Raw genomic sequence first — 22434 nt, 5'->3', positions numbered from 1 at the left:
AGTGTCGTTTCGGAAAGAACATCCGAGCTCTGTGTCGGAGCTCCTGAACCGCGGCTTTCACCCGATTGCATCGTGGCGATCCATAAGTTGATGCATTGAGATCGCATCGAACTCGCCTGAGGGGCACGGGTTCCAGCTGCTTGCATAAAATCGCTATTCGCCGATGCCGTTGCTCCCGGCGGCATATATCGCGTCAATAACCGCGGCGGAATTGATGAGGCCTTCGCAGGCTGGGTCATAGCTGTTGTCTCTGGCCAAGCGCGTTGCCCAGGCGGCCGCTGCCCGCCCGCCCCAATCATCCGGCGGCTCGACAAGGAGATCGGTGCGTGTTCCGCTATGTCGTTCCGCGGCGAAATCATAGAAAGAACCGTTGAGGTTCCGCATGACGACCCCTCCCTGCGTTCCGTGGAAGCTTGCGCCGATAACGGCATCGCTACCAGCGTTGAGGCCCCAGGAGCAGGCCAATCGGAGAGTTACGCCATTCGACAAGGTTGTAGTGGCGAAGGCGAAATCTTCCACATCGTTGCTGTTGGGAGGGATTGGAGCGCCCTTTCGAAGAAGGCAGCTTTGAACCCCGGCGATGGCCGGGAAGTCGAGTGTCCATAATGCCAGGTCGACAAGATGGATACCTAGATCCATGACGCAGCCCCCGCCCGAGCGTTGCCTGTCGTAGAACCAGGGCTTGTCAGGCCCATAGGCGTTGTGAAAGACCATATCGACGGCGAAGATCCGGCCGAGTTCTCCTTTGCGAACTAGGTCACGGATGAGGCTCATGGCCTTCGTGTGCCTGTAGGAAAGGTCCACCTGCATCAAGCGGTCCGCCTTCCGGGCCGCCGCAATCGCCTGTTCGACTTCGGTTCGGGTGCGGCCCAGCGGCTTCTGGCAAAAGACGGCAATGCGTTGTTCAAGAGCAGCAACGGTCTGCTCTGCGTGCAAGGCGCTGGGGGTGGCAATGACGATCCCATCGAGCGGTTCGGCGAGCAGATCATCGAAGCGAGGTACGATCTTGCCCTGCCCGGCAAGTTCTGCAGCTGTTCGCGCCATCTCCGCCGATGGGTCGCAGATGAACGTCTTTCCGACCAACCCGGTGTCCAGGATAGCCTTCATGCGGTGCCTGCCAATCCAGCCGACACCCAGAAAGCCAAGCCGAAGGCTGCCGTTGACACGGCCACGGCTAGCGTGTTCGTCGCGAACGCTCATCGGTATATAACCAGGGCTTTGAGGAAGCCGTCGGGGCGGTCCCGTGTCATGTTCAAGGCATCATCGAGCCGCTCAAGCGGAAAACGGTGGGTCAGGAAAGACCATGGATCGAGCCGACCGGCTTCGATTGCCGCGATCGCATCGCGAATGCCTTGCACATAAACGGCCGAGTCCCGTTCGTGAGCATTGACGACATCGAGCCCTCGCCAGTTCCACAACTGCATATTGACCTGCCTTGGGCCATCTTGATGATAGCCCGCAATGACCAGGCGTCCGCGCTCGCGCGTCAGTTCGGCTGCGAGGTCAAGCGGCCATTGCTTGCCAACGGCCTCGATCACACGATCGCAGAATTGTCCTCGCGTCGCTTGCTTCACCCTCTCGATAATCTGCCAATGGTCCGTCATCTCTATGGTTTCGAGCGCCCCCGCGCGTCTGGCGACCTTCAGAGAAAATGGCCTTCGGGAAATCGCGATGACATGCGCGCCGGCGGCCACGCACAGCTGGGTCAGCAAGGCACCGAGGAAGCCAATTCCAACGATGGCGACGAACTGCCCCGGTTGAACGTCGCATCGCTTGAAAATATTCATGGCGCAACCTAACGGCTCTCCCGGAAACGGCCGATTATCGAGCCAGGCGGGTAGCCGGACAATGTCGCTCTGATTGGCGAGATCGTAGGTGGCATAAGCATGCTGACTTAAAGTCGCGACGCGATCACCAACAGCAAAACCGGCGACATCATCTCCGATCGCATCGATAGTCCCCCAGCCTTCATGTCCCAGTCCTCCGGGCTCCGTCGGAAACCGCATCCATTCCGGGCCTGACCATGGCGTCAGGTTCGAGGCGCATACTCCGCAACCTTCCAATTTCACACGCAGTTGACTGGCGGCAGGTTCGGGCATAGCCAAGCGTTCTACGTGCAGCTGCCCGGGTCCCGTCACGACGGCCGCTTTCATATCGACTGCCTGCACTGATGTGATCGCGTTCATTCATACTCTCCTGGGAGTTCTAGCCTTCCGATCGTCGAATTGGATCGAAGAGGCGTGCCTAACTGGCATGCGCATGGCTTGTTCCAGAAGATGATGAAGATGCTTCGTGGCAGGTACAAGGATGTAGCCAGACGAGCGAAATCGAAGCGCATCATGGAAGAAGTCTACAAAGATAATGATGTCATAGCGTCAGGAACATTCCTTGGGGATCACTGTTAGGGGCGATCAAAAGCCTCTCAACTCAACAGCCCAGGGTGTTCAATGTCACATGTTCTCGTCACTGGTGGATGCGGTTTTATTGGTCGGCATGTCACGGAGGAACTGCTTGAAAATGGATATCAGGTACGCGTTCTCGATGCCCTGATCGATCAGGTGCATGGTCCTTCCGGCTTCCAGCAAGTGCTGGATACGGCGGATGTTGTCCGTGCTGACGTGCGCGACAAGGGAGCGGTCCGGGAGGCTTTGCAAGGCATTGATGCCGTCATCCACCTAGCGGCTGAAGTTGGTGTCGGCCAATCCATGTATGAGATCGCCCGTTATGTGGGTACCAACGATCTCGGTACCGCCGTTCTTCTGGAAGCCATGATCGGCCTTCCGATCAGACGAATTGTCGTCGCATCCTCGATGAGCGTCTATGGCGAGGGCATGTATGTCTCGCCGGTAGGTCATCGCCTCGGCTATATAAGGCGCGATGTCAGCCGTCTCGCCGAGGGACTGTGGGATCCGCTGAGCCCCAATGGTGAGCAGCTTCTTCCCGCGCCGACGGATGAGGAGAAACCCGTCGATCTGGTCTCGATCTATGCGCTGACAAAATATGCGCAAGAGCGCCAGACGCTCATCTTCGGCCGCGCCTATGGCATCGAGGCAGTGGCATTGCGCTTGTTCAACGTCTTTGGTGCCGGTCAAGCGCTTTCCAATCCCTATACAGGCGTGCTCGCAAATTTCGCTTCGCGCCTTGCCAATGGCCAGCCGCCGATGATTTTCGAAGACGGCAATCAGCGCCGCGACTTTGTTCATGTGCGCGATGTCGCGCGCGCCTTTCGGCTGGCACTGGAGCGCAAGCCGGCGGCGGGTCACGTCATCAATATCGGCAGCGGCCAAGCCTATACCATAGCGCAGGTCGCGATGCTGCTTGCCGCCGCCATGGGAACCCCGGAATTGGCGCCCGAAATTACTGGCAAATCCCGCAGCGGCGATATCCGTCATTGCTTCGCCGATATTTCAAAAGCGAGGGAATTGCTCGGCTTCGAGCCGCGTTACCATCTCGATGGATCCCTCGAGTCCTTTGCGGACTGGGTTCTGACAACCGAAGCTATCGACAGGAATGCCGAGATGACCCGGCATCTCAAGGAACGAGGGCTCATGTCATGAGATTACCCGAAGGCCCCATCATCATCGTTGGCGGCAGTGGCTTCATCGGAAGCAATCTCGCCGACAGCTATCTTAGAGACGGTGAGGATGTGATCGTCCTCGACAATCTTAGCCGGCCCGGCGTCGAGCAGAATCTTCGCTGGCTGAAAAGCAATCACGGAGATCGCGTTCAATCGGCAATCGCTGATATCCGCGACTTCGATGCCATCGCTCCATATTTCATAGGGGCACGGGCAGTCTTTCATCTTGCGGCTCAAACGGCGGTGACGACCAGCCTCGACCATCCCCTGCATGATTTCGAGACGAATGCCCGCGGAACGCTCAATGTGCTGGAAGCGGTGCGCAAGGCGGGCAACACGGCGCCGATCATTTTTTCCAGCACGAACAAGGTATACGGCGACATCCACGACATCGCGATGGCCGGATTGGAAGACCGCTATATACCCGCCGACGAATTGCTGCGCGAGCACGGCTTCGACGAGGATCGCAGACTGAATTTCTGCACGCCATATGGCTGCTCCAAGGGAGTCGCTGATCAATATGTTCTCGACTACGCCAAGTCCTTTGGTTCGCTCACCGCTGTTTTACGCATGAGCTGCATCTATGGTCCGCGGCAGTTTGGCACCGAAGATCAAGGCTGGGTCGCTCATTTCTTGATCCGCGCGCTGAACGATGAAGCCATTTCAATTTATGGCGACGGCCGGCAAGTGCGCGATATCTTACATGTCGATGATGCCGTGCGCGCCTATCGGGGCCTGCTGAGCTCGATCGATGAAGCAAAGGGCAAGGCCTTCAATCTGGGAGGAGGGCCTGATAACGCCGTGAGCATTCGCATCGTGCTCAGGGAAATCGAAAGGATCATCGGCAGACCGATCGCGACAATGCATTCCGACTGGCGCGTTGGAGATCAGCTCTACTTCGTCACGAACACCAGCGCATTGCGCGAAGCCATCGGCTGGGCGCCTGAAATATCATGGCGTGACGGCGTGCGTGACCTTTGCGATTGGCTCGTGAGCAACCGCCTAGGCGATTCATATCGTGCTCGGAGGGCCTCGGCATGAATGGAGAGGTTGATGTCCGCCAATCCAATTTGATGCCTTCGCCGGTCTATGCGCTTGATGCTCGCAAGCCGCGGACTGTTCTCATGACGCTGGATGCCGTCGGCGGCGTATGGCGATACGCCATGGATCTCGCCAGGGGATTACATTGGTTCGGGATTAACACCGTATTGGCCGGATTTGGACCATCCCCTTCCTCCGAGCAGGAGCAGGAAGCAATCGCAGTCGGGCCATTGGTTTGGCTGGATGCTCCCCTGGATTGGATGGCGGGAAATGAAGATGAGCTCGACATTATTCCCCATCTTCTGAGGCAGCTTATTGATCGGTATTCGATAGACTTGCTTCATCTGAATCTCCCCTCGCAGGCTGTCGGTCTCGACATCGATCTGCCTGTGGTCGCTGTTTCGCATTCATGCGTCGTGACATGGTTTCAATCCGTGCGCGGCGCGGATGTCCCCGAGCCATGGAGATGGCAATTCTCGCGCAACCGGCGAGGTTTCGACCGGGCCGATATCGTCGTTGCGCCGAGCCATAGCCATGCGCATGCGCTTCGAACATGTTACGGGCCGATTTCCCATTTGGAGGTCGTCCATAATTCGAGCGAGCTCCCTGCTCGGTCAACCCTCAAGGAGAATTTTGCCCTGGCGGTTGGCCGATGGTGGGATGATGGCAAGAATGGTGCGGTATTGGATGAGGCCGCACGCCTGTCTCGCTCGAAGATATTTATGGCGGGGACTGCGGATGGGCCATCCGGCCAGCATTTTTCCATCAAGCATGCCGTTCAGCTAGGGGAGTTGCATCATCATCAGCTTGCCGCCGTCATGGCTCAGGCCGGTATCGTCGTGTCGCCCTCTTTGTACGAGCCCTTCGGGCTAGCCGTGCTTGAGGGAGCCCGTGCCGGAGCTGCCCTCGTTTTGGCGGATATTCCGACCTATCGCGAGCTTTGGGATGGGGCAGCACTTTTTGCAGATCCGCACGACGCCGCCGGCTTTGCCGATGCGATCGATTTGCTGGCGCAGAACGAAAGGCTGCGGAAAGAGCAGGCTATGTCAGCACAGAAACGATCGCGGGCCTATTCGCTCGACCATCAGTGCCGGTCGCTTCTGAATGTTTACGCAAGCGCCATGCAGCATGCCGAGGAGAGAGAGGCGGTGCATCCATGAAATTCGTATTCTACACGCACTCTCTCGTTTCGGATTGGAACCATGGCAATGCGCATTTCCTGCGCGGAATCATGCGCGAGCTCCTGAAGCGCGGGCATGATGCGATCGCCCTGGAACCTTCCGATTCCTGGAGCCGCCGCAATCTCCTCATGGATCAAGGGCCGCGGGCACTGGAAGCTTTCCGTCGTACTTTCCCGCAGCTGACGTCACTCGCCTACGATAGCGCCTTCGACCATGAGGAGGCGATCGGCGACGCTGACGTCGTCGTCGTCCACGAGTGGACGGATCCCGCGCTCATCAAGCGCCTCGGTAGGGCCAGGCGCATCGGCGGGCGCTTCACACTTATCTTCCATGACACGCACCATCGCGCCGTCTCCGCGCGGAGTGAAATCGCAGGTCTTGATCTTGAGAATTATGATCTCATTCTCGCCTTTGGTGAGACGTTGCGCCAGCGCTACCTCAAGGCAGGGTGGGGGAACTATGCCTTCACGTGGCACGAAGCCGCCGACGAGGCGTTGTTCAGGCCGATGCCCGATGTGGAAAAGAAAGGCGACCTCATATGGATCGGTAATTGGGGCGATGATGAACGCAGCGCCGAGATCGGCCGTTTTCTCATCGAGCCTGCCAGCCGCATCGGGAAAGACGCACTGAGGACCACGGTGCGAGGTGTGCGCTATCCTCCGACAGCGCTCGACGCTCTGCGCAAAGCCGGTATCGATTACGGCGGCTGGATCGCCAATGCCGACGTGCCGCGGGCCTTCGCCGAAAACCGCGTGACCGTGCATATCCCGAGGCGCCCCTATGTTGAATCCCTGCCGGGCATTCCGACGATACGTGTCTTCGAGGCGCTCGCCTGCGGAATTCCGCTGATATCCGCTCCATGGGATGATTGCGAAGAGCTTTTCCGGCCCGGCAGGGATTTTCTCGTCGCCAGAACGGGCGGTGAAATGACCCGCCTCATTCGTGATGTCCTTTCGGACCCGGCGCTCGCCAATGCGCTGATTGCTTCCGGCCTGGAGCGGATACGCACCCGGCACACTTGCGGCCATCGCGTGGACGAACTCCTGAACATTCTGGAGCGGCACAATGCAGTGGATAAGCGGGAGGTTGCGGAATGAAGATCGCTTTCTATGGCTCGAGCCTTCTGTCGGCCTATTGGAACGGTGCGGCCACCTATTATCGCGGTCTGCTGAAAGCCTTGGCGGCCAGGGGTTACCGTATCACCTTCTACGAGCCGGACGTCTATCAGCGCCAGGAACATCGCGATATCGATCCGCCCGATTGGTGCGAGGTGGTCGTTTACGATGGAACGATTGCCGCCTTGAAGGAGGTTGCGGTCGACGCGGCCCTTGCCGATGTTGTCATCAAGACGAGCGGCGTCGGCTTCGAGGACGACCTGCTTTTGCAGGAGGTCATGACGGCTGCCCGGCCGGGGGCTCTCAAAATTTTCTGGGATGTGGATGCGCCGGCGACGCTTGCCGAAATGCAGACAACCGCGGATCATCCGCTTCGCAAGGCACTTGCCGACCTGGATCTGATTCTGACCTATGGCGGCGGGGAGCCTGTCATAAAAAAATACCGGCAGCTTGGCGCGCTCGCATGCATTCCGATCTACAACGCGCTTGATCCGCAGACACATCATCCCGTCACCAACGATCCTCGCTTCGAGGCGACCCTTGGCTTTCTTGGCAATCGCCTGCCCGATAGAGAGGCGCGCGTCGAGGCCTTTTTTCTAGAGCCGGCCGCAGCCATGCCTTCGCAGCGCTTTCTTTTGGGCGGTGCGGGGTGGGACGACAAACCGATGTCGAGCAACGTCCGTTATATCGGGCACGTGCCGACCCGCGATCATAATGCCTTTAACGCGACGCCGAAGGCTGTGCTCAACATCTCGCGCGAGAGCATGGCCGAGAACGGCTTTTCACCCGCCACGCGCGTGTTCGAAGCGGCCGGGGCCGGCGCCTGCCTGATCACAGACTATTGGGAAGGAATTGACCATTTTCTGACGCCGAACGAGGAGGTGTTCGTCGCGCGCGATGGCCGGGATGTGCGTGAAATCCTGGCCGGCCTGACCCCCGAACGTGCGGCCGAGACGGGTAAAAGAGCGCTCGCGAGGGTACTCGGCGAGCACACGTACCGGCATCGTGCCGTCGAAGTCGATCAACTCTTACGGTCTCGTTTCGCCAGCAAGGAGGCCGCCGAATGAGCCGTGCACTCGATATCGTGATATTGGGCCTCTCCTTGTCTTCCTCCTGGGGAAACGGTCATGCGACCACGTTCCGTTCCTTGATCAGAGGTCTCCATGCCGAAGGGCATCATGTGCTTTTCCTCGAGCGGGATGTTCCCTGGTATGCCACGCATAGAGACCTTCCCGATGCGGATTTCTGTGAGCTTTCCTATTACGACAGTATGGATGAACTCAGGAGCCGATTTGAGCGGCGATTGACCGCTGCCGATGCCGTCATCATCGGTTCCTATGTGCCGGATGGCGTAGCGGTGATCGATATGGTTGCCGCGCTGAAGCCTCGGCTCTTATGCTTCTATGATATCGACACACCGGTCACGCTTGCGAAACTCGGACAGGGCGATCAGGAATATATCGCCGGACGTCAAATGCCGCTGTTCGATCTCTATCTATCTTTTTCGGGCGGAGGCGTCCTCGACCGGCTGGTGGCGGAGTTCGGCGTCTCGCGTGCGGAGGCTCTCTATTGCTCCGTCGATGAGCGGCTTTACAGGAATACGGGCGAGGAAACCTTTTGGGATCTTGGCTATCTTGGCACCTACAGCCCCGACAGACAGGAAAAATTACAGAAGCTTCTGATAGAGCCGGCACGGCAGCTGCCGCATATGCGGTTTATCGTTGCCGGGCCGCAATTTCCCGCTGATATCGACTGGCCCGAGAATGTAACTCGCATCGAACATCTCGCGCCCGCCGATCATGCGTCCTTCTACAGCCGGCAAAGATTTACCCTCAATATTACCCGATCCGACATGATCGAAGCGGGCTGGTCGCCGAGCGTGCGCTTGTTTGAGGCGGCCGCTTGCGGCACGCCGATCATCAGCGATTTCTGGCGCGGCCTCGATGAGCTTTTCCCACAAGATCGTTCCATCTTGATCGCGCATGACACGGCAGATGTGGTCGGTGCGCTGGCCGATCTTTCGGAGGAGGAGCGGCGCGGAATGGCGGATCTCGCGCAGCGCATCGTCCATGGTGATCACACCGGCCGTGCTCGCGCCAGGCAGTTGGCGAGCATTCTGGCGGAAGGCCCGCAGCAAAATCAAGTAGGCCAACGTGCGTTAGCGTAGCAATCCAAAGGAGAAATTGCATGCGGCAGGTAATCAAAAAGAACATTCTCGTCGCTGGAGGCGCAGGCTTTGTCGGCTCTCACCTTTGCGATGCGCTCATGGCCGGCGGTCATCGGGTCGTTTGTGTCGACAGCTTTTTGACAAGTTCGCCCGATAATATCAAGTCGTTGCAAAACCATCCTAATTTCACCCTCATCGAGCATGACATATGCGAAGAGCTCGAGATCGCCGAGCCGCTTCATCAAATCTACAATCTGGCGTGCCCGGCCTCTCCGCCATTCTATCAAGCCGACCCTATCCACACGATGATGACCAGCGTGGCCGGAACGGGGAATCTCCTCAAACTGGCAGAGCGTCACGGCGCATCCTTCCTGCAGGCCTCCACGAGCGAGGTCTATGGCGATCCGGAGGAGCATCCGCAGCAGGAAGATTATTGGGGTCACGTCAATTGCATCGGACCGCGCGCATGCTACGACGAGGGAAAACGTGCCGCGGAGGCTCTTTGCTTCGATAGCCTGCGTGCGGGCTCCGTCGACGCGCGCGTCGTGCGCATCTTCAATACATATGGCCCTCGCATGCAGCCCAATGATGGGCGTATCGTCTCCAACTTCATCGTCCAGGCGCTACAGCATGAGCCGCTGACGATTTACGGGGATGGCAGCCAGACGAGATCCTTCTGCTACGTGTCCGATCTGGTCGAGGGCCTGATCCGCTCAATGAATGTGCAGCCAAACGCCGGCTTGCCCATCAATCTCGGCAATCCCGGCGAGTTCACCGTCAAGGAACTTGCGCATATGATCCTGGAGATGGTGCCGACAAACTCGAGCATCGTCTACCGGCCGCTGCCAACCGACGATCCACAGCGTCGGCGGCCTGACATAGCTCGGGCAAAGCAGCTCTTGTCCTGGGAGCCGAAGGTTCCTCTCGCCGAAGGCCTGGACTATACCATTACATGGTTTCGGCAGGCGCTTCACGAACCGCAATTTATTCAACGAGCACGTCGCAAGACTTTGCCTATCCGGCGTCCGACCGGTCTTTCAATCGGAGCGTGATCATGCAGAGCCAAGAGGAGTTGCGGCGCCAGATTACCGAACTGGCGCCATGGTTTCACAACCTGCGGATAAGGGGCATCGAAACGGCGCCCGATCATTTTCTCGGGGATTATCCGAGCTTTAAATGGCGGCGCTTCAAGGACGTCATTCCCGCGGATTTGACGGGCAAGACCGTTCTCGATATCGGCTGCAACGCGGGATTTTATTCGCTCGAGATGAAACGACGCAATGCAGACCGCGTGGTGGCGATCGATACGGATCCGCATTATCTGCGGCAGGCCGCGTTCGTGGCAAAGCAGGCGGAGGTTGATATCGACTTCCGGCAAATGTCCGTTTATGAGGTCGCGCAGCTAGGCGAGAAGTTTGATCTCGTTATTTTCATGGGCGTCCTCTACCATCTGCGTCATCCTCTCCTGGCGCTTGACCTTCTTCGCGAGCATGTCGTCAAGGATCTGATGCTGTTTCAATGCATGCAGCGCGGAGTGGACGATACACCGGAACTGAAGGACGATTACGACTTCGAGGACAAAGAGATTTTCAGTCGTCCTGATTACCCGAAGCTGTTCTTCGTCGAAAATCGCTATGCTGGGGATCCGACAAACTGGTTCATACCGAACAAGGCGGCGACGGAGGCGATGCTGCGCAGCGCGGGTTTTACAATGCTGCAAAATCCGGAACCGGAGGTATACCTCCTGCGGTGCAGCACCGATCGCTTCATGGTTGAAAAGCCGCCTCGAATTTGCCCGCGGGACGGGAGGTGAGGGGGAGGCGTCTGGTGGCATGAATGCTCTGCGTTTGCTTTCGCCTCGCGGATCCCGACGGATTTGGATACCGAACATCGTCGAGGTCTCATGTACCGTCTTTAGACGGGCCGCATGGGATGCGCAGCCATCCGAAAGATTCTCCTTATTTCATGGAACATGCTGGGTATGGAGCCGTTCCTTCGAAGTGTGAAAGCGTTGAGTGGAGCTCAGAACACTCCTGGGTCATTTCCCTAATGCGGCGAATGTCACCACGTGAAGTAAACTTCATTTGAAATCAACTAGAGGGTGCAACTGGCGTCGCTCGAGATGTCAGGTCTGCATCCAGACCAGAGCTGTTGAATGAGCGATACGGCAAAGGAGAATACCGTGATCCACTTGTCCCGTTCCAATCGTTTGCAGGCTGAAATCGTGGAGCTCATTCCAGCCCTGCGCGCTTTCGCCAGAACATTCCACCGAAATTCGACGGATGCCGATGACTTGGTTCAAGAGACGCTGACGAAAGCTCTGGCCAATATCGACCAGTTCGATCCTGATACTCGGTTGAAATCGTGGCTATTCACCATCATGCGCAACACATTCTGCACAAAGTTCCGCATCGCCAAACGCGAGGCTCCGGGTAACAAGAAATGCATATCGGACGTTGGCGTCGCACCAGCGTCGCAGGAATGGACAGTCCGTGCAAAGGAACTGCAGCGGGCGTGCAACCGCCTCCCGGAACACTATCGGATAGTGCTGGAGTATGTGGTGATCGAAGGCCGCTCCTACGAAGATGCCGCCACGAAGTTCGGTTGTGCGATAGGTACCGTAAAAAGCCGCATCAACCGAGCTCGTCAGCAGCTCGCGGAACAGCTTGATGAGGACCTTTACTGACACTCCGGTTCTCAGACATCCAGCCGTCGCGCACCGAACAACGCCATGGCGATATGCTCGATATCATCAACTTTTTCTCGTAGGACGAAGCCGGGAAACTGCGGAGGCGGGTTATCCGCTATGGCAAATACGTAGGGAAGCCCAACTTCCTCAAGCGCTTCAGCCATCGCATACGCAAGATCTGGATCAAGCCGAATGTCGATAATCGCCGCATCCACCAGATTGTTTTCGATCAAATCGAGAGCGTGGGGGACATCGGTCATGGGGCCGATCAGAATAGCACCCAATGAACACAACTTGCGGCTTGTCCGTTCGGTAAGGAAATAGTCGTCCTCGACGATCAAGAGCCGTTTGCCGGAAAACATTTTACTATACGCAGGTGTCGAATCGCTCATTGGCCAGCCTAGCTCAGGTTATGCGATCATAGTTCGCTCTGCGTGAATTCAAAGTGAATGCGAAGCCGGTCGTCGCGCATCAACGCGGTCGAGCGAGCTGTGCGGTCAGAAGATTACCTTCAAGCCAGCAAAGGTTCATGTGTCGAACGAAGTGGAAGGCAAAGCCTTTGGAACTGTACGTCCGCTTTTTTTGACGTAGAGATCAAATTGGGCGCGGTGGCACGCCGTGGACAACCATGGAGCCACAATGGCGCTGGACGCGATACTCGTCCGCTTCGAGGCACACTGTCGAACATGTTGCCTCGACCTGACGGAGGGGAAATGACCTCCAGCCCTTGGGCGGCGGTTCACACCGCCGTCAAATGGGGTGCAAGATCTGATGCGACTTTATTTTACATGCCGTTAGGGCGCGGACCAAATAGCGCTTGTGCGATCTTCTCCAATTCGAACGGCTTTTCGTTCAATAAAAATCCCTTGAACGACGCGGGCACGATGGAAGGATCATATCCGGTAGCAAAGATGAATGCGATATTGAGCTCCTGTAGTCTCTCCGCAACTGGGAATACCAGTTCTCCGTCGAGATATATATCGAGAATAGCAACATCTATCTTCTCGTCATCAATCAGTTCCAGAGCAACGTCAACACGACCGGTGGGGCCAATGACGGTCGCTCCCAACTTCTTGAGCTGGCGGCGCGTTTCGTCGGCCAGCAAATACTCATCTTCAACGATGAGTACCCGCTTGCCCGCAAACATCTTGCTGTAGCTGCGAACCATGATATCGCTTCCACGTCAGGACCAAGACGATCTACAAACTCCTTGCCTGACTGTACAGTGTTTTGAACCGCCTCGGCCTCCATTTCCTCCCAACTTGCAGGGATACGGAAGGTTGCCTCAAAACCTGCATTTATCAGTAAGTAGCCGGCGGTACCGCCTGCGCTGCTTCGCACCAATGGTGAGGACATCGGCGAAACTGGTCCAGAGCATGCGGCGAATGCTGGCCGAGGCGCTTTGAACATCCTCGGACGTGTAACTGAAGTCAATTGCAATAGTGCGCGGCCGCCGATCCCAGCACGGTCATTCATCCGTTGAACGAGATCTCCGTTTTGAGACGGCGGGCAATTCAAGAAGGATCGCCCTTGATTCAGGAACTGCGGCGAGACAGTCTGTCTGGAAGATCTTGCGCTGCTGGCGGACCAAAGGCCTTGGGTTTTCGCGCCTAAAGCCGAGCGTGATCTGCGCGGCATTTTATCCGCACGGTATCGGTGCGATATTTATCTCCATTCAGGAACAAATCCCGCTCATGAGGGTTCGACCGCCGGAGGGAAGTCAACGCCGGTCCCTCCTGGCTCGCAAATCCGCTGGCGAGCCGCCTCCTGAGGCGCGTCATGAATTCAAAGGCCGCTGGGCTGGATTGGATTCATGGCGCGTCTGGTGGGAGACGCCGATCGTGATCGGGCGGCCTCGGCTTTTTCTTCATACTATTGGGATTGATCCAGGGCGTGGGGCGAGGGCTGACCGGGCCGTTGTGGCTCATGTCGATGAAAGAAAAGGGCTCCCGCGACAAGTACACAGCCGATAAGCACCGCCAATATGATATAGGCAATCAGAGCACCGAATTTTCCCTTTTCGAAGACGGCCATGACTGCACTTTCCCTGTGCTAGAAACCAGCGTTTCACATCCAAACCTCCTTCCGACTCGAAAGTTCCCTTTTCAAATCAGGCTTTGCGGATGTCAGGGATTTGCAACAGTCGAACATCTCCCGGATCGATACCGGCGAGGGTGCGCCAGTATCCCATCGGTTGCTGGGTCGTGAACTCCGGTCGCCAAATTTCAGTTGCCTGGGAACATCGCCGCAGGCCGACTGTTTGGCGCAGGATCGAGATGTTGGAGGAACCGATGAAAGCACTGACCTGGCACGGCAAGCATGACATACGGTGCGAGAGTGTTCCCGATCCTCGGTTAGACGATGAACGCGACATCATCATAAAGGTAACCGCGTGCGCGATCTGCGGTTCCGACCTACATCTCTATGATGGAGTGATGCCCGCCATGGAAAGCGGTGATATCATGGGCCATGAAACCATGGGGGAGGTCGTCGAGGTCGGCAAAGAGGTCTCACGGTTGGCCGTTGGAGACCGCGTGGTCGTTCCCTTCACGATCGCCTGCGGCGAATGCTTCTTTTGCAAGCGCGGTTTATTCTCAGGTTGCGAGCGGACAAATCCCGATCGTTCGAAGGTAACGAGGCTTTGGGGAAATTCGCCAGCCGGCCTGTTCGGCTATTCTCACCTCCTTGGCGGCTACAGCGGCGGCCAGGCTGAATATCTGCGCGTTCCCTATGGCGACGTCGGGCCAGCCAAGGTTCCAAATGGGCTGGACGACGAACAGGTCCTGTTTCTCTCCGATATCTTCCCGACCGGTTATATGGCGGCGGAATTCTGCAGTATTCAGCAAGGCGATACGATCGCGATCTGGGGATGTGGCCCGGTAGGTCAAATGGCCATTCGATCGGCTTTCCTGCTAGGTGCTGAACGCGTTATCGCCATCGATACCGTTCCAGCGCGTCTTTTGCTGGCAGAAGCTGGCGGCGCCGAGACGGTCAATTTCCTGGAAGAAGATGTCTATGACCGCATCATGGAAATGACCCGAGGACGTGGTGCCGATGCATGTATTGACGCGGTGGGAACCGAGGCCGAGGCTTCCGCCAGTTGGGATTCCAGATGGGATCGCATCAAGGTGGCGACCTTCATGGGTACGGACCGGCCCCACGTCTTGCGCCAGGCCATCCATTGTTGCCGCAACTTCGGCACCGTATCGATCGTCGGCGTTTATGGCGGATATCTCGACAAGATTCCGATGGGGTCGGCGATCAATAGAGGCCTGACCTTCAAGATGGCGCAGACGCCGGTGCAACATTACCTGCCCATGTTGATGGAACGTATCGAAAAGGGCGAAATCGATCCTTCCTTCGTCGTTACCCACCGCGGGACCCTCGAAGACGGGCCCGACCTTTACAAGCTTTTTCGCGACAAACAGGACGGTTGCGTGAAAGTCGTGCTCAAACCTTGAGAAGGAGCAGGCTTATGGCCAAGCGGGCTTTGGAAAAAGGACTGGCTGTCATCACTGGCGCCTCTAGCGGCATCGGTTATGAACTGGCGGCCTGCGCCGCCGCGGAAGGTTACAATCTCATCGTGGCGGCCGACGAGAGCGAGATCGAAACCGCGGCCGCGCAGCTCAGAAAGTTTGGCGGCGAGGTGCAAGCGGTGCAGACCGATCTTTCGACACCATCCGGGGTCGACACGCTTTTGGCGAACATCGCCGCGGCCGGTCGGCCCGTCGATTTGCTCATGGCAAATGCCGGACAGGGGTTGGGCCGGCAATTTCTCGATCAAGATTTTACCCGCGCCAGAAAGGTCATTGATACCAATATCGTCGGAACCGTGTATCTGATCCAGCACATCGGAAATCAGATGAGAAGCCGCGGCAATGGCCGCATTCTGCTGACCGGCTCGATTGCCGGGTTCCTGCCGGGCGCTTACCAGGCGATCTACAATGGAACCAAGGCCTTTATCAATAGCTTCTCCTTCGCTCTGCGCGAAGAATTGAAGGGTACCGGCGTGTCGGTCAGTTGCCTGATGCCTGGGGCAACGGACACGAATTTCTTCAAGCGGGCCGGCTTGATGGACACGGAAATTGGCCAAGCCAACAAGGATAATCCCGCGGAAGTCGCCCGGATCGGCTTCGATGCGATGATGGATGGTGAAGCGGATGTCGTGAGCGGCTGGAAGAACAAGCTCCAAGCCGCGGTGGCGAACATAACACCGGCCAGCATCTTGGCGCACCAGCATGCAAAAACGGCCCGCCCGGGCTCGGCCGAAAATTAATCAGCGTCCGTGAGGTCCGACAAGCAAGCGAGGTATCGTAATGGTCAAGTCGAACAATCCAGGCGGAAAGAAGAGGGGAGATCCCACTCAGGACGCCAAAGGTCAGTATCGAAAGCTGTTGCATGGCAGTCAGAGTGACGGTGTCGCGAGCGCCAAGCCAAGGGTCATTACCGGTTCCAGCGATGCAACCGTGAACAAGACCCCACCAGGATCGGCAGAACCCGAAAAGGACTGGGATCTCAACTATGATCCGCGTGACATGAACGAGGGCAAATATCGCGGCTGAATTCCTGTTTGGCTGGATGATGGCGGGATGAAAACCTGGCTGCATTTGTGCATCGACATGCAATGCATGTTCTTTGAACCGACACCCTGGCAGGTGCCCTGGATGGCCCGGACGCTGGATCAGGTTGTGGAGGTGGTGGGGCGATTTCCTGAGCGGACGATTTTCACGCGCTTCATGCCACCAGCACAGCCGGACATCATGCCAGGCAAATGGCGGGCCTATTACGAGAAATGGAACATGATGACCGCCAGCAAGCTGCCTCAAGAGTTGATGGACGTGCTTCCAGTCTTTCGAGCCTTGACGCCGCCAGCGCGCATATTTGACAAATTCACCTATTCGCCGTGGGTGGATGGTCGTCTCCATCAGATATTGTCCCGCCAAGGCATCGACACTCTGGTCATAAGCGGGGGAGAGACGGACGTCTGCGTCCTGGCCGCGGTACTTGGCGCCATCGATCTCGGTTATGGCGTTATCATCCTGAGGGATGCCGTATGCAGTGGTGATGACGATGCGCACGACGCAGCGCTTACGCTGTTTGAAAGGCGATTTTCGGTACAGGCGAAAATTGTGACGGTCGAAGAGTTTCTGTCTGCGGAATGATAACGGCGATGGTTAGCTCGCCCCCCGCGCATGAGCCAGCGTAAATACAGAAGGATCTCCCATGATCGATCGCCGACCGGATTCATTGAGGGCCTGGTCCATTCGGGAACTCCGCGGCTCCGGCGCAGTTGGATGTCGGTATCTGTGAAAGGGCTCTCCGATGACAAAAGAGGACATCAGAAAGGCTGCCTATGCCAGGTGGGAAATGGAAGGAAAGCCGAATGGGCAGGAATTGCGCCATTGGTTGGATGCGGAACGTGAGCTAAGGGCCCGCGACGAAGATCTCCCGAAAACATCGTCTGATGACCATCATGCCGGCGTGGTGCCGGAGTCGGAGGATGAAACCCGCCCAGCTCCCACGTCGTCGGATGCCATTCCCTCACAAGAAGCCAAGCCAGGGAGATTCAAGCCAGGAGAGCTTGCCTCCGAGAACAAGTGAGATGGCTTACTTCTTCTAATCGGTCGAACGCTTGACCGTGCTTCGCGCCAACGAGAGGAGCCTTGATGCGCGTTCTTTTCATGTTTACGGCCTGTCTCGTCGGGCTAATCGGCATCACCCTTGCGTGCCTTGGCGCATGGCTATTCGTACTCGGCGGCACTTCCTATTATCTGATAGCTGGTATCATCCTTTTGTGTATTGCGGTGCTGTTGTCCAGGGGAAGCGTCTTCGGTCCATGGCTTTACACGTTATTGCTGATCGGGACGCTGGCATGGGCTCTGACCGAATCCGTTTTTGATGGCTGGGCGCTTATCCCGAGACTGGTCGCTCCGGCGGTTCTTGGCTTATGGATCTGGTCCCCTTGGATTGCCGGTCGCATCGAGCGCTTGGCAAGGGCAAGAATGATCCTCGTCACCAATCTCGTTTTTTCATTGGCGATCCTGATCTTCGTCTTTGGCTCTGGTTATCGGATCAGCGAAGCCAGGACCATCAGTTTCGGCGATCCCGCCCGCTGGAAGGTCATGGATGGAGATCACAGCGATGCTGGTTCAGCAGGCGATTGGGCCTACTACGGAGGCACGCCAGCGGGAGACCGGTATTCGTCTCTCGACAAAATCACGCCTGACAATGTCAATCTCTTGCAACAGGCTTGGTCGTTTTCGACGGGCGACAAGCCGAGGCCGGGTGAGAATTCCAAAGGCAGGGAGTTCAGCTTTGAAGCGACCCCGATAAAGGTTGAAAATAGCCTTTATTTCTGCACGCCGCATCGCGAGGTTATCGCGCTCGATGCAACGACGGGACAGCTGAAATGGCGTTATGATCCGGGCGGCGACATGTCGCACAATGTCTATCAAGCTTGCCGCGGGGTTTCATATTACGACGCCTCGTCCGTGGCATCCGCGGGACCATGCGCGCACCGCATAATCTCGACGGCATCGGATCTTCCAAGGCTGTTCGAACTTGATGCCGATACGGGCAAGCCCTGCGAACAGTTCGGTGAGCGGGGGACGGTCGATTTGCGCGATCACATGGGGCCGGTTCCGCCAGGGTTTCATTTCATTTCGTCGCCGCCGCTTGTCCTGAACGGGCGTATAGTTCTGGGAGGATGGGTCTATGACAATCAGACCGTCGGCGAGCCTTCGGGCGTGATACGCGCCTTTGACGCAAACACGGGGCGACTTGCATGGTCTTGGGACATGGGGAAGAATCCCGCTAACAGGCCGTTGGGTGCAGATGAAACCTATACACGTGGAACGCCGAACGGCTGGGGCGTCTATACGGCCGATCCAAAGCTCAATCTCGTCTTCGTGCCCCTGGGTAACGCAACTCCGGACTATTTCGGAGGGCAGCGCAGATCTTTCGACGACCACTACTCAAGCTCGCTGGTGGCGCTGGACCTTACCACCGGGCAGGAGAGGTGGCATTTTCAAACCGTGCATCATGATCTCTGGGACTTCGATCTTCCCGTGGGGCCATCGCTTGTCGATCTCCCCGACGATAGGGGCGGCAGTATCCCGGCGCTTGTTCAAACCAGCAAACAAGGCCAGCTTTTTCTTCTTGACCGCCGCGATGGCCATCCTTTGGCCCAGGTCGACGAGCGGCCGGTACCGCCGGGCGATATACCGGGCGAACGCTATTCGCCCACACAACCCTTCTCGACCGGCATGCCGCAATTGCTCGCGCCCAAGCTTCGAGAAGCGGATATGTGGGGTGCAACTCCCATCGATCAGCTTCTCTGCCGGATCTCCTTTCGGCGGATGCGGGACGACGGTTTGTTTACGCCGCCAGGATTGAAACCGACAATCGGCTGGCCAGCCTTCGACGGGACCTCCGATTGGTATGGCGCGACGGTCGATCCGGAACGCAAACTCTTGTTTATCAATACGACATTCATGCCGTTTCAACTGCAGATGCTGCCCTATGCGTCTGCTCTCGCCAAAGGGCTCTTCGCGCCATGGGGCGGATGGAAGCAGCCATATCCGCAGCCTGACTTCCAAAATAATCCCGAGCATGGCACGCCTTTTTCCATTGTCGTCAAAGCTTGGCTCGGTGTGCTTGACATTCCTTGTACCCGCCCGCCTTGGGGTCAGATGCAGGCGATCGATTTGTTGACAAGAAAGGTCGCATGGCAGCGTCCCCTTGGAACGACAGAGGATATGGGGCCGTTTGGACTGCGCCTGCCCTTTGGTCTGCCCACGGGAATATTCAGCATGGGCGGGAGTGTTGCGACACGTAGCGGCTTGATCTTCATCGCCGCGACGACGGATCAATATATCCGCGCGCTCGATGGCAAGACGGGAAAGGTCGTCTGGCAGTTTCACCTGCCGGCAGGTGGAAACGCCACCCCCTTGACCTATCTCGGCTCGGACGGAAGACAATATGTCGTCGTTGCAGCTGGTGGGCACGGCGGCTTGCAGTCGCGCAACGGTGACGACATCGTGGCTTTTACGTTGCCGCATCGCTAGGTCAGTAAGCAATTTTCCGTTCAGGGCGGTGCTGACAGCATTTTTCCTGGAATGAGACGGGAACCAATCTTCAGGCCGTCCGTTCGGGAGGAGACCAAGGAAGATCTCAAGAAGAAGCCAGAGGAGAAAACATCACGCGCAAAAGACCGGCACATCGGCGCGCTGCTTCAAAATGATCTTTTCTCAAAATGTTGGAGGACTCCAAATGGCATCCGAGAAGACTTTGAATGATCTCTTTCTGGAAACATTGAAAGACATCTACTATGCCGAGAAGCAGATTCTAAGGGCATTGCCAAAGATGGCACGCGCGGCACAGGCCGAGGAGGGCAAACAAGGTTTCCTTCATCACCGCTACGAAACCCAGGGCCACGTGGAACGCTTGGAGCAGGTATTCGAGCTGCTTGGAAAGCCAGCGCGCGGAAAGACCTGCGAAGCAATCCAGGGCATTATCGCCGAGGCCGACGAGATTATCGAGGAATTCAAGGGCACGCCGGCGCTCGATGCCGGTCTTATCTCTTCGGCGCAGGCCGTCGAGCACTACGAAATTGCCCGCTACGGCACGCTCATTGAATGGGCCAAGCAACTCGGTCTGAAGGATGCCGTCACTCTCCTGCAGCAGACGCTGGAGGAAGAAAGGGCGACGGATCAGAAACTAACGAAACTCGCCGAGACGGCGGCCAATGCGAAGGCCAGAAAGGCCGCATGAAACATGGTTGCCTTTGATCTTTGGTGCGTTGCGGAAGCAGCGCACCGTCAGGGGACGCCCTGGTCACGAATATGCTTCGTGCGACAGCGTTGAAGGGAGCTTGTCGGTTTCGATATCATGCCGACCCATGAGCCGGTAAGTTAGAGGTGTCATGTCAAACCGCCGACCCCATCTTGCGCGACTTGCCGCGCATATAGAGACCATCGCCGCCGGAGAGATGGCCGAGCAATACGGCGCGTTATGCTTTCGGCATCGCGACGATAATTCGCGTGAAGTGCTGCTTATCACCACACGGGAGACCAAACGATGGATGATCCCGAAGGGATGGCCGATTAAAGGGCTTGATGGTGGTCAGGTGGCGCGACGCGAAGCCTGGGAAGAGGCAGGCGTCAAGGGCAAGGTCAAAAAGGGGATATTCGGATATTTCACATATTTGAAGATGCTGGCTGACAGGCAGACGATACCGTCAGTGGTCGAAGTTCACCTGCTTGAAGTCCAAAAACAATGTGGAAAGTTTCCTGAAAGTGGGCAGCGGACAATCGAATGGATGATGCCGGAAGAGGCAGCCCGCCGTGTGCGCGAACCTGAACTGAAGGGGCTATTGATGCGCTTTGTGCTGGAGGAAACAAGGCCTACGGAGACGGATTAAGCAATAGCCGTGCGCATCGTCTCACGCGACCATGCAATTTCACCGTGGGCCAATCTAATGCGCCTTGGTTCAGGCCGAGGTCAATCCTTCTCCTCCTCATCGCGACCAATCGCAAGCTTGCGCCACTTCTTGGCAATTTTCGTGGCGGCGCCATGGCCTGGCGGCATCGTCAATCATCGCCTTTTTGTTTCAGGGCGTCGGATACGCGACGCTTGCGTGGATGATCGATATTTTCGCCGTGGGCATCGCGCGCTTTTTCACCGCCATCCTTGGCCGGTAGGTATCCAGCTGGCTTTGATCCAGCCGGTCCTTCCCATCGCGGCGATTGATCCGTTGTTCCTGGCGCGCCTTCACGAGGTTGCTGATGTTTCATAGCGGGGCCTCCTCTGGGATGTATTTTGCGGCGATAGCGCCAAAGACGATCCGCCTTGGTCTTAAAAACTGCCGGTATCCCGCATTGTTCCAGGCAAACGGGATGGAATGCACCATCTACGGCCGACACTACAGATGGTGGAACTTTCAACCCCGGTTTTCGTTTGACCCCATTGCGAGGGCGAATTCAGGGGAATTCCGTGGCGCAGATCTTTACGGCATCGGCTGATACGAGGCTGCGCGCATCTCTGCTCGTTGCCGCCATCCTGATATTCCTGATCGTCCTGTTTGTCGGCGGATACGCGAGTTCCAGCTATGGCACCCTGGTCGGCTGGGTGCAGGATCAGCCGGTTCCCTTCAGCCATGAGCATCACGTCGGAGGTCTCGGTATCGACTGTCGGTATTGTCACACCTCCGTCGAGACAAGCGCCCGCGCAGGACTGCCGGCGACACATATCTGCATGAGCTGCCACTCGCAAATCTGGACCGGTGCCAGCATGCTGGCGCCGGTCCGACACAGCCTCGCGGCCAACGTGCCGCTCACATGGAACCGCGTCAGCCGGTTACCCGACTATGTCTACTTCAACCATTCGATTCATGTCGCTCGCGGCGTTGCCTGCGTGACGTGCCACGGGCGGGTTGATCGGATGCCGTTGATGTCGCGCACGCAGCCCTTCCAGATGCAGTGGTGCCTGGATTGCCACCGAAATCCGGCGCCCAATCTGCGCCCGCCCAATCAGGTGACGCGCATGGACTGGTCCGACTGGGACGCCAATCCCGAGCAGCACAAGGATTTCGGCGCGCAGGTGGTGAAAGCCTATGGCATCGAACCTAGGAAACTCATCCAATGCAACATCTGTCACAGGTGATC

General features: G+C 57.3%; 22 protein-coding genes and 1 pseudogene. 18 read left to right on the top strand and 5 right to left on the bottom strand.

What is annotated here, in order from left to right; translation table 11 throughout:
* Positions 1-153 precede the first annotated feature (153 nt).
* Both FBZ97_RS29265 and FBZ97_RS29260 read right to left on the bottom strand, forming a co-directional pair.
* On the bottom strand, positions 154-1200 hold the full coding sequence (locus tag FBZ97_RS29265) for a Gfo/Idh/MocA family oxidoreductase (protein ID WP_145323122.1): 1047 nt from the start codon (positions 1198-1200) through the stop codon (positions 154-156).
* Entirely contained in the window at positions 1197-2186 is a 990-nt protein-coding gene (locus tag FBZ97_RS29260; protein WP_113421096.1) for a zinc-binding dehydrogenase, read from the bottom strand. Before FBZ97_RS29260 ends, FBZ97_RS29265 begins: the two co-directional genes overlap by 4 nt.
* Before the next feature lie 261 nt (positions 2187-2447).
* Between FBZ97_RS29260 and FBZ97_RS29255 the strand changes: the two genes are divergently transcribed.
* The 9 genes and pseudogenes from FBZ97_RS29255 to FBZ97_RS29215 all read left to right on the top strand — a co-directional run bounded on the left by FBZ97_RS29255 (position 2448) and on the right by FBZ97_RS29215 (position 11767).
* A complete protein-coding gene (locus FBZ97_RS29255; RefSeq protein WP_113421095.1) occupies positions 2448-3557 on the top strand; it encodes an NAD-dependent epimerase/dehydratase family protein in 1110 nt (369 codons plus the stop codon).
* Between the two features lie 2 nt (positions 3558-3559).
* Positions 3560-4618: pseudogene (locus tag FBZ97_RS29250) on the top strand (NAD-dependent epimerase/dehydratase family protein); the annotation flags it as partial.
* The gene (locus FBZ97_RS29245) at positions 4615-5778 is read left to right on the top strand and encodes a glycosyltransferase family 4 protein (protein ID WP_348642385.1); all 1164 of its coding nucleotides are present in this window, start codon (positions 4615-4617) and stop codon (positions 5776-5778) included. The pseudogene FBZ97_RS29250 and the gene FBZ97_RS29245, both read left to right, overlap by 4 nt.
* Positions 5775-6896 (top strand): glycosyltransferase, encoded by a 1122-nt coding sequence (locus tag FBZ97_RS29240; protein WP_113421093.1) that lies wholly within the window; start codon positions 5775-5777, stop codon positions 6894-6896. The genes FBZ97_RS29245 and FBZ97_RS29240 overlap by 4 nt, the downstream gene beginning before the upstream one ends.
* Positions 6893-7981 (top strand): glycosyltransferase, encoded by a 1089-nt coding sequence (locus FBZ97_RS29235; RefSeq protein WP_113421092.1) that lies wholly within the window; start codon positions 6893-6895, stop codon positions 7979-7981. The genes FBZ97_RS29240 and FBZ97_RS29235 overlap by 4 nt, the downstream gene beginning before the upstream one ends.
* Positions 7978-9081 carry a glycosyltransferase gene (locus FBZ97_RS29230; protein WP_113421091.1) on the top strand — a complete coding sequence of 368 codons (1104 nt, stop codon included), beginning with the start codon at positions 7978-7980 and terminating at the stop codon, positions 9079-9081. Before FBZ97_RS29235 ends, FBZ97_RS29230 begins: the two co-directional genes overlap by 4 nt.
* Before the next feature lie 20 nt (positions 9082-9101).
* On the top strand, positions 9102-10133 hold the full coding sequence (locus tag FBZ97_RS29225; protein WP_145323120.1) for a UDP-glucuronic acid decarboxylase family protein: 1032 nt from the start codon (positions 9102-9104) through the stop codon (positions 10131-10133).
* 2 nt (positions 10134-10135) lie between these two features.
* Complete coding sequence (locus FBZ97_RS29220) at positions 10136-10894, top strand: TIGR04290 family methyltransferase (protein ID WP_145323119.1); 759 nt, start codon at positions 10136-10138, stop codon at positions 10892-10894.
* A 342-nt stretch (positions 10895-11236) separates the two neighbouring features.
* Positions 11237-11767, top strand: a complete 531-nt coding sequence (locus tag FBZ97_RS29215) for a sigma-70 family RNA polymerase sigma factor (protein WP_113421088.1) — start codon at positions 11237-11239, stop codon at positions 11765-11767.
* 11 nt (positions 11768-11778) lie between these two features.
* Here FBZ97_RS29215 and FBZ97_RS29210 read toward each other — a convergent pair whose 3' ends face one another.
* A complete protein-coding gene (locus FBZ97_RS29210; protein ID WP_145323118.1) occupies positions 11779-12162 on the bottom strand; it encodes a response regulator in 384 nt (127 codons plus the stop codon).
* 392 nt (positions 12163-12554) lie between these two features.
* Positions 12555-12938, bottom strand: coding sequence for a response regulator (locus tag FBZ97_RS29205; protein WP_186449568.1), 384 nt, complete (start codon positions 12936-12938; stop codon positions 12555-12557).
* A 1123-nt stretch (positions 12939-14061) separates the two neighbouring features.
* Between FBZ97_RS29205 and FBZ97_RS29200 the strand changes: the two genes are divergently transcribed.
* The 8 genes from FBZ97_RS29200 (at position 14062) to FBZ97_RS29165 (ending at position 21191) form a co-directional block, all read left to right on the top strand.
* Positions 14062-15231, top strand: coding sequence for a zinc-dependent alcohol dehydrogenase (locus FBZ97_RS29200; protein WP_113421086.1), 1170 nt, complete (start codon positions 14062-14064; stop codon positions 15229-15231).
* 14 nt (positions 15232-15245) lie between these two features.
* Complete coding sequence (locus FBZ97_RS29195) at positions 15246-16046, top strand: SDR family NAD(P)-dependent oxidoreductase (RefSeq protein ID WP_145323117.1); 801 nt, start codon at positions 15246-15248, stop codon at positions 16044-16046.
* Positions 16047-16086: 40 nt separating this feature from the next.
* Positions 16087-16332 carry a hypothetical protein gene (locus FBZ97_RS29190; protein WP_113396529.1) on the top strand — a complete coding sequence of 82 codons (246 nt, stop codon included), beginning with the start codon at positions 16087-16089 and terminating at the stop codon, positions 16330-16332.
* Between the two features lie 27 nt (positions 16333-16359).
* Entirely contained in the window at positions 16360-16932 is a 573-nt protein-coding gene (locus tag FBZ97_RS29185) for a cysteine hydrolase (protein ID WP_145323116.1), read from the top strand.
* A 160-nt stretch (positions 16933-17092) separates the two neighbouring features.
* On the top strand, positions 17093-17371 hold the full coding sequence (locus FBZ97_RS29180) for a DUF2934 domain-containing protein (protein WP_113388624.1): 279 nt from the start codon (positions 17093-17095) through the stop codon (positions 17369-17371).
* A gap of 65 nt (positions 17372-17436) precedes the next feature.
* Entirely contained in the window at positions 17437-19836 is a 2400-nt protein-coding gene (locus tag FBZ97_RS29175; protein ID WP_113421084.1) for a membrane-bound PQQ-dependent dehydrogenase, glucose/quinate/shikimate family, read from the top strand.
* Between the two features lie 205 nt (positions 19837-20041).
* Entirely contained in the window at positions 20042-20542 is a 501-nt protein-coding gene (locus tag FBZ97_RS29170) for a ferritin-like domain-containing protein (RefSeq protein WP_145323113.1), read from the top strand.
* 151 nt (positions 20543-20693) lie between these two features.
* On the top strand, positions 20694-21191 hold the full coding sequence (locus tag FBZ97_RS29165; RefSeq protein WP_113396532.1) for an NUDIX hydrolase: 498 nt from the start codon (positions 20694-20696) through the stop codon (positions 21189-21191).
* 169 nt (positions 21192-21360) lie between these two features.
* Here FBZ97_RS29165 and FBZ97_RS29160 read toward each other — a convergent pair whose 3' ends face one another.
* Entirely contained in the window at positions 21361-21564 is a 204-nt protein-coding gene (locus tag FBZ97_RS29160) for a hypothetical protein (protein ID WP_069614275.1), read from the bottom strand.
* A 199-nt stretch (positions 21565-21763) separates the two neighbouring features.
* On the opposite strand from FBZ97_RS29160, the gene FBZ97_RS29155 reads away from it, so the two are divergent.
* The gene (locus tag FBZ97_RS29155; RefSeq protein WP_113396533.1) at positions 21764-22432 is read left to right on the top strand and encodes a cytochrome c3 family protein; all 669 of its coding nucleotides are present in this window, start codon (positions 21764-21766) and stop codon (positions 22430-22432) included.
* The last annotated feature ends 2 nt before the right edge of the window (positions 22433-22434 follow it).

The sequence above is a fragment of the Rhizobium sp. ERR 942 genome, assembly GCF_007828395.1.
GTDB classification, from domain to species: domain Bacteria; phylum Pseudomonadota; class Alphaproteobacteria; order Rhizobiales; family Rhizobiaceae; genus Rhizobium; species Rhizobium dioscoreae.
The sequence above is the reverse complement of the archived record's forward strand: the minus strand, read 5'-3'. Positions and strand labels throughout refer to the sequence as shown.

Coding starts and splice junctions, on each gene's coding strand:
- FBZ97_RS29205 (WP_186449568.1), bottom strand. CDS start 12,938: ATGGTTCGCAGCTACAGCAAGATGTTTGCGGGCAAGCGGGTACTCATC.
- FBZ97_RS29170 (WP_145323113.1), top strand. CDS start 20,042: ATGGCATCCGAGAAGACTTTGAATGATCTCTTTCTGGAAACATTGAAA.
- FBZ97_RS29225 (WP_145323120.1), top strand. CDS start 9,102: ATGCGGCAGGTAATCAAAAAGAACATTCTCGTCGCTGGAGGCGCAGGC.
- FBZ97_RS29265 (WP_145323122.1), bottom strand. CDS start 1,200: ATGAGCGTTCGCGACGAACACGCTAGCCGTGGCCGTGTCAACGGCAGC.
- FBZ97_RS29255 (WP_113421095.1), top strand. CDS start 2,448: ATGTCACATGTTCTCGTCACTGGTGGATGCGGTTTTATTGGTCGGCAT.
- FBZ97_RS29235 (WP_113421092.1), top strand. CDS start 6,893: ATGAAGATCGCTTTCTATGGCTCGAGCCTTCTGTCGGCCTATTGGAAC.
- FBZ97_RS29240 (WP_113421093.1), top strand. CDS start 5,775: ATGAAATTCGTATTCTACACGCACTCTCTCGTTTCGGATTGGAACCAT.
- FBZ97_RS29210 (WP_145323118.1), bottom strand. CDS start 12,162: ATGAGCGATTCGACACCTGCGTATAGTAAAATGTTTTCCGGCAAACGG.
- FBZ97_RS29230 (WP_113421091.1), top strand. CDS start 7,978: ATGAGCCGTGCACTCGATATCGTGATATTGGGCCTCTCCTTGTCTTCC.
- FBZ97_RS29175 (WP_113421084.1), top strand. CDS start 17,437: ATGCGCGTTCTTTTCATGTTTACGGCCTGTCTCGTCGGGCTAATCGGC.
- FBZ97_RS29180 (WP_113388624.1), top strand. CDS start 17,093: ATGACAAAAGAGGACATCAGAAAGGCTGCCTATGCCAGGTGGGAAATG.
- FBZ97_RS29215 (WP_113421088.1), top strand. CDS start 11,237: ATGAGCGATACGGCAAAGGAGAATACCGTGATCCACTTGTCCCGTTCC.
- FBZ97_RS29190 (WP_113396529.1), top strand. CDS start 16,087: ATGGTCAAGTCGAACAATCCAGGCGGAAAGAAGAGGGGAGATCCCACT.
- FBZ97_RS29260 (WP_113421096.1), bottom strand. CDS start 2,186: ATGAACGCGATCACATCAGTGCAGGCAGTCGATATGAAAGCGGCCGTC.
- FBZ97_RS29220 (WP_145323119.1), top strand. CDS start 10,136: ATGCAGAGCCAAGAGGAGTTGCGGCGCCAGATTACCGAACTGGCGCCA.
- FBZ97_RS29245 (WP_348642385.1), top strand. CDS start 4,615: ATGAATGGAGAGGTTGATGTCCGCCAATCCAATTTGATGCCTTCGCCG.
- FBZ97_RS29165 (WP_113396532.1), top strand. CDS start 20,694: ATGTCAAACCGCCGACCCCATCTTGCGCGACTTGCCGCGCATATAGAG.
- FBZ97_RS29195 (WP_145323117.1), top strand. CDS start 15,246: ATGGCCAAGCGGGCTTTGGAAAAAGGACTGGCTGTCATCACTGGCGCC.
- FBZ97_RS29200 (WP_113421086.1), top strand. CDS start 14,062: ATGAAAGCACTGACCTGGCACGGCAAGCATGACATACGGTGCGAGAGT.
- FBZ97_RS29160 (WP_069614275.1), bottom strand. CDS start 21,564: ATGAAACATCAGCAACCTCGTGAAGGCGCGCCAGGAACAACGGATCAA.
- FBZ97_RS29185 (WP_145323116.1), top strand. CDS start 16,360: ATGAAAACCTGGCTGCATTTGTGCATCGACATGCAATGCATGTTCTTT.